The 4,043-nt window shown below is 67.5% G+C and carries 2 protein-coding genes; one reads left to right on the top strand and one right to left on the bottom strand.

What is annotated here, in order from left to right:
- On the bottom strand, positions 1–1,969 hold a 1,969-nt coding region (locus BST11_RS26570; RefSeq protein WP_244897793.1), incomplete at its 3' end, for a PE family protein.
- A gap of 1,253 nt (positions 1,970–3,222) precedes the next feature.
- Between BST11_RS26570 and BST11_RS26560 the strand changes: the two genes are divergently transcribed.
- Complete coding sequence (locus BST11_RS26560; protein ID WP_083141146.1) at positions 3,223–3,966, top strand: thioesterase II family protein; 744 nt, start codon at positions 3,223–3,225, stop codon at positions 3,964–3,966.
- Positions 3,967–4,043 lie beyond the last annotated feature (77 nt).

Genomic DNA, 4,043 nt, shown 5'->3' with positions numbered 1-4,043 from the left:
GCCCACCGGTGCCGCCGTGGCCGCCGCTGCTACCCGCACCCCCGACCCCACCGGTCGCTGAGCCGATCGCGGTGCTGCCGGCACCGCTAGCCTCCACCAACGCCCCACCGCCAACACCACCGACACCGCCGGTGCTGCCAGCCCCGCCCACACCACCGGTCGCATAGCCGCCAGTGACGGTGCCACCATTGGTTGCGGTGACCGAGCCGTAGCCACCCGCAGCCCCGACACCGCCGTTAGCGCCACCAGCCCCACCATGACCGCCGGTAGCAGTGCCGGTAGCGGTGCTGGTAAGGCCGTCGGCGGTGACCGTCGCCGCGCCGCCGACCCCGCCGGTCCCGCCCGCTGCGGTGGTGGTGCCAGCGCCGCCAAGCCCGCCGACCCCGCCGGTGGCGGTGCTGCCCGCGGTGCTGCCACCGTTCGTGCCTTGGACGAGGGCGCCGCCACCGCCACCGCCGCCGCCACCGCCGTAGCCCGGACCGGCACCAATGGCCGCGCTGCCAGCGCCACCCGTGCCTCCGGCACCCCCGGTCGCACCGGTACCAACGCTGGCGCCAGTCCCGCCGCCGCCACCAGTGCCTCCTGCGCCGAACGCGCCGCCGTCAGTGCCGGTACCGCCGTGGCCACCTGTACCACCGGTGCCACCGCCCTGCGCGGGCCCTGCGCTGGCGGTAACGCCCTGGCCGGCACCACCTTGTCCGCCGGCACCACCTTGTCCGCCGGCACCACCTTCTCCGCCGGCGCCACCGCCAGTACCTCCGATGCCATGGCCGCCGGTACCACCGGTGCCACCATTACCGCCCAGTAAGGCCTGCTCGGCGAGGGCGACGGTGCCGCCGGTACCGCCGGTCCCACCGGTACCACCGACCCCGCCGACGCCGTTAGCCCCGGCGGCACCGGCGAACCCGATCAACCCGCTGGACCCGCCGGCGCCACCAGCACCGGCGTTTCCGCCGGTCCCGCCTTGGCCGCCGGTCCCGCCGACCGTGGCATGGCTCACCCCCGTGCCGCCGAAACCACCAGTACCACCAGCCCCGCCGGCCCCACCGGCACCGCCCGCGCCGCCGGCGCCGCCAATTCCGACGTTGGTACCGCCGGCCCCACCGGCACCGCCGTTTCCGCCGCCCAAACCGCTGCCGCCGAGCCCGCCGACGGCCCCGCCGCCCGCGGTGCCCGTGGCTCCCATATCACCGATGCCGCCAGCACCGCCAGCACCGCCAGCACCCGCGGCCCAACCGAGCAGCGCCCGATCAGCACCGCCAACTCCACCGGTCCCGCCGTTTCCGCCGGCCAGGTTGAAGCCCACGCCCGAACCGCCGAGACCGCCCGTCCCACCGGCCCCGCCGAAGCCACCCAGCAGCCCGCCGGCACCGCCGTTACCGCCGATGCCGCCGGTCCCGCCAGCACCACCGATCCCGCCGGCCCCGCCGGACCCGCCATTGCCGAACAAGCCGGCGGCGCCACCGCTACCGCCGGCCCCGCCGGTCTGCCCGGCTGCGGTGCCGTTAACTCCCGAGCCGCCATTGCCGCCGTTGCCGAACAGAAGCCCGCCCGGCCCGCCGGGCTGCCCGGTGCCCGGAGCACCATTGGTGCCGTTGCCGATCAGGGGACGCCCGACCAATGCGGTAGTCGGCGCGTTGATCGCACCCATGATGTCCTGCTCGATTGTCTGCAGCGGCGACACGCTCGCGGCCTCGGTCGCTGCGTACATGAACCCACCCGAACTCAACGCCTGCACAAACTGATCATGGAACCCGGCCACCCGCACGCTCAGGGCCTGAACCTGCTGGCCATAGGTACCGAACAGCGCCGAAATCGCTGCCGACACTTCGTCTTCTGCGGCGGCCGTGATCTGCGTCGTCGAGCCCGCCGCCGCCGCGTGGGCCTGCCGAATCGCAGACCCGAGACCCGTCAACTTGCTGGCAGCTGCGGCGAATTCCTCAGGCATCGCCAACATCAAAGACGACATCTGTGGCTCCTCGCGTCAAGTAGGGCGACGCCATGACGGTCTCGGCGTGACCGTGTTCGGAGCCAGACGCTAGTGGCTGAGTGTCGGCCGTGGCGGTTAACTCAGGAAACCAAGCCACGCGTCTTTCAATACGAAACTATTTGGGCTGTTGTGCAACTCGCGGCAGCGTGACATTCCTGCCCGCCGAAGACGGCGAAACCGTTGCCGCTCAGCAACAGGGCGTTCTGCAAGCGAGCGGTCCCTTCATCGATGGTTCCGCATGGGACGGAGGCGCATGGGCAAGACCAGGCTGTTTCAAGAATCCAACGGCGGGTTTCCTACGGCAGCCGGGAAACCGGCCATCAGAGCTGTTACCGCTCGGTGCGGGAAACGCACGGTGAAGCGCCCTTTGGCTGAAGCTAATGGTTGGGCCGTCGCCGAGGTGTCAAAAGGAAACCCTTCCAAACATCTTTCAATGTGAAACTATCTGGGGCGCAGAGCAGCTCACCGTAGCGTGACACTCCTGCGCGCCGAGGACGGCAAATCAGGCGCCGCGGAGTAACACGGGTTGTTCAAGCTTGTGGTCGTTTCATCTGCGGTCCTGCGTTGGTCGGGTGAGGATGGGTGCGGTCGGCCAGCGGTTCATCGCGGGCCGACCACGCAACCCGATCGGGCTTGCCATTCAGATTGGGTATCTCATGGGCCAACATGGGGCCAACCAGCCAGACCGACTGATCGCGGAGGAGTCGTCGCGGCGGCCGATGGGTAGGGGCGAAGACCTCCCGAAGCTGACCGTCGGCATCCACTTCCACGGACTTGCCTAGCATCGGGCCCGTTTGCCCACCTGTTTCCGAGCAAGGGTGACTAGCCGTTCGGATAAGGCCGAATCGCCTCTATTGCAACGTATTTTACGTAAGCGACCTCGGTAAAATCTGTTGCACGCGGCGGCGTACCCACACGACGAAGTCATAGCGCGGCCGGGCTGTCTCTCGATGGTCTCAGTCGGCCAACCGGTGGTCTCACCGTCGTATTGTGGCTGGCGTGAATGCCAGCGAGTGGATCAGCCTCTATGCGACCGTCCCGCAGGCACAGGCTGGCCAGATCAAACCGTCGCCGAGCAACAGGTCAGGCGCGCGACGCAACCTGGGGCCGCCACTGGGCAAAACGGTGCCCACCGGCTCTGCGTACGGCAGCCCTTGGCCACGAACCGTTTTGGTCGGCGGCCGAGTCTGGGCGATAGCAAACGGCAGCCGCTGGAGGGATAGGCTGACTCAGTGAACGAGCGCACCGACCCAACGAGCGAATCCGCAGATCTCGCCTCGCCAACCCTCTACATCTTTCCTCATGCAGGCGGATCTGCGGCCTTCTATGTGCCGTTCGCCAAGGCGTTCTCATCGGACATCAAAAGGATCGCCGTTCAGTATCCAGGACAGCACGAGCGGGGCCTAACACAACTCGAAAGCATCCAGGCACTCGCTGACGATATCTTCACCATGATGGCGCCTTCATCCGAAACCGACCGTAGGATAGCACTTTTCGGACACAGCATGGGCGGCCTAGTGGCGTTTGACGTGGCGTTGAAGTTCGAGTCGGCGGGACATCCCATTGGGGCGCTGTTTGTGTCGTCGTGCGCCGCCCCGGGCCATGTCCGGCATAAGCAACTACAGGGATCCGATCATGACATCTTGAGCCTGGTCGCCAGAGTTGCCGGCACAACCCCCGAGCTCCTGGCCAACGACGAATTCGCGTCGAGGATGATGCCCACGTTGAAGAGCGTGCGCACCATTGCGGGTTACAACCCCCCGCCGGAGATGACGGTGTCGTGTCCGATCCATGCATTCGTCGGCGACGACGACATCATCGTGGCGCAGGACAATATGGCCGCGTGGGCCGAACGCACCACTGACGAGTTCTCCATCCGGGTGCTGCCCGGCGACCACTTCTACCTCAATAACCACCTGCAGGCACTGGTGAAAGACATCGAAGACAGAACGCTCAGTCTGCGCAGCGGCAGCTAGTACTACAGCCGGAGATCGCTGTCATTGTTGTTGATGGTGTTTGCGATGGTGGCACGCGCGGGCTCTGGCCTGGTGTT

The sequence above is a fragment of the Mycobacterium alsense genome (assembly GCF_002086635.1).
Taxonomy (GTDB): Bacteria; Actinomycetota; Actinomycetes; order Mycobacteriales; family Mycobacteriaceae; genus Mycobacterium; species Mycobacterium alsense.
Note: the sequence above shows the minus strand (reverse complement) of the source record. Positions and strands in the feature narration are given on the sequence as shown.